This is a genomic window from Asticcacaulis sp. AC466, assembly GCF_000495815.1.
Taxonomy (GTDB): domain Bacteria; phylum Pseudomonadota; class Alphaproteobacteria; order Caulobacterales; family Caulobacteraceae; genus Asticcacaulis.
In genome coordinates, this window is record NZ_AWGE01000039.1 from 1 (window position 1) to 1,618 (window position 1,618).

3 protein-coding genes are annotated in these 1,618 nt (G+C 61.5%); all 3 read right to left on the reverse strand.

Annotation, left to right across the window (positions count from 1 at the left end; all coding sequences use genetic code 11):
- The coding region (locus AEAC466_RS43390; protein ID WP_023460293.1) for a head completion/stabilization protein at nucleotides 1–244 on the reverse strand (244 nt) is incomplete at its 3' end.
- A 93-nt stretch (nucleotides 245–337) separates the two neighbouring features.
- On the reverse strand, nucleotides 338–856 hold the full coding sequence (gene gpM / locus AEAC466_RS43395) for a phage terminase small subunit (protein ID WP_200864002.1): 519 nt from the start codon (nucleotides 854–856) through the stop codon (nucleotides 338–340).
- A gap of 142 nt (nucleotides 857–998) precedes the next feature.
- Nucleotides 999–1,618, reverse strand: a 620-nt coding sequence (locus AEAC466_RS43400) for a P2 family phage major capsid protein (protein WP_023460294.1), incomplete at its 5' end; no start/stop codon positions are given.

The following is a 1,618-nucleotide window of genomic DNA, read 5'->3' on the forward strand; positions in this document are numbered from 1 at the left end:
GCTGATAGCCGTCGGCCATCTGGTCGCGGCGGAAAGTGAACAGCTCGGCGTTCACCTCCGCGATCGCGCTTTTAATTGCCAGCCGCAGGCGCGGGGCGGTGATGGTGCCTTCAATGCGCATCACGTCGCGCACGTCCGCCGGGTCAATGTCCGGCCAGAAAAAGACGTTTTTAACGATCGGCTCATCCTCCGGGCGCGGTGCTGGCGCGTCCGGGCGTGGCCGCTTAATCACAACGGTGCTCATATGACCTCAGAAAGTTAGGGGGCGGTGGACGACGGCGTTGAAGAGGTGAAACCTGTCGCGGCCGTCGTGCCGCCCGGCGCGGGGCGCGTTCTGTCAGCGGCTGGCGGTGGTGCGTATTGCCCGCTCCAGCCGTTCAATGTCCTTTTTCACGCCGCAGCCGTTATGCAACTGCAGCGCGCGCTTAAGGTGGTTCAATGCCAGTTCAGCCCTGCCCGCCGCGCGCAAGACGTACCCGGTGATTTTGTGCAACTTGGCGCGCACTTGGTCGGGCATGTCTTCTGCGTCGGTGAGTTCCATCGTCTGCGTGAGGTGGTCAATGTTGACCGGCTCCCCGGCCTCAAAGGCGCGGGTGGCAGACTCGGCGACGTCTTCTGCGATGAGGTATGGCGTGGAGCGCGCGAAATTGCCCGGCGGCGCCAACTGGTAGCGCAGCGCATAGCGGGCGATGTCCAGCGCGCCGGGAATATCCCCGGCATCCAGACGCCAGATCATGACCGTCATCAGAATGGCGTCCTGCGCGCCACGACCTTCGGCCAGCACACCGGCAACCCAGGGGGCATAGTCCGGCAGCAGTTGGCGCTTGAGTTCGGCTTTACGCTCTTGTGAGCGCACCTTTTGAGCTTTCGCTTATCTTCATTGAGTTTAAGCATCATCCGTTCATAGCCGTTGGCGTGTCGCAGCGGGTCATTCTCCCGCTGCGCGGCCTCGACCGCTGACTGGCGCATAAGGTGACGGCGGGCAGGGCTGGTCATGGTTATTTACCGCCTTTCGCTTTGTCGTCTGCCGGTGCCTCCTCCGGGGCTTTCACCTCGGTATCAGCGGCAGGCTCCGCTGGCGCAGCGGCAACTTTGACGGCTTCAACAAGGGCACCGGCAAACGCCTTAATGTCATCATCAGAGTTCAGCAGTGCAGCCTTGGTTTTTGGCTCGGTCGGCTTGACGGCCAACAGCTCGATGTTCTCCACCAGACAGCCGCAGGCGTAATCCTCCACCACATAGTCCTCGTTGATGGACTCATAGTTTTCGATGCGATCGCGCTTGGCGTTTTCCACCATATGGCGGCGGTGTGTGTCTTCCTGCCAGTAGATCGACAGGTTATCCATGCGCGTAATCAGCAGCGCATCCGCCGGGAAGTACGGCACGCGCACAGCGGGCAGGTTGCCGATGCGCTTCTGGCTGATAATCAGATCGGCGGCCAGCGCTTCGGTGTTGGGCTGTTCCTGATTGACCAGCGGGAAATACTTGTCGGCCAGCAACTGACGACCGCAGATTACTACCAGCTCCGGATCTTCCTGATACCACGGCGCGATCAGGGTGTTGGTGGCATCCATTACCAGCGCGTCGAGGTTGGCGTAATCGCCACCGGCACCCACGC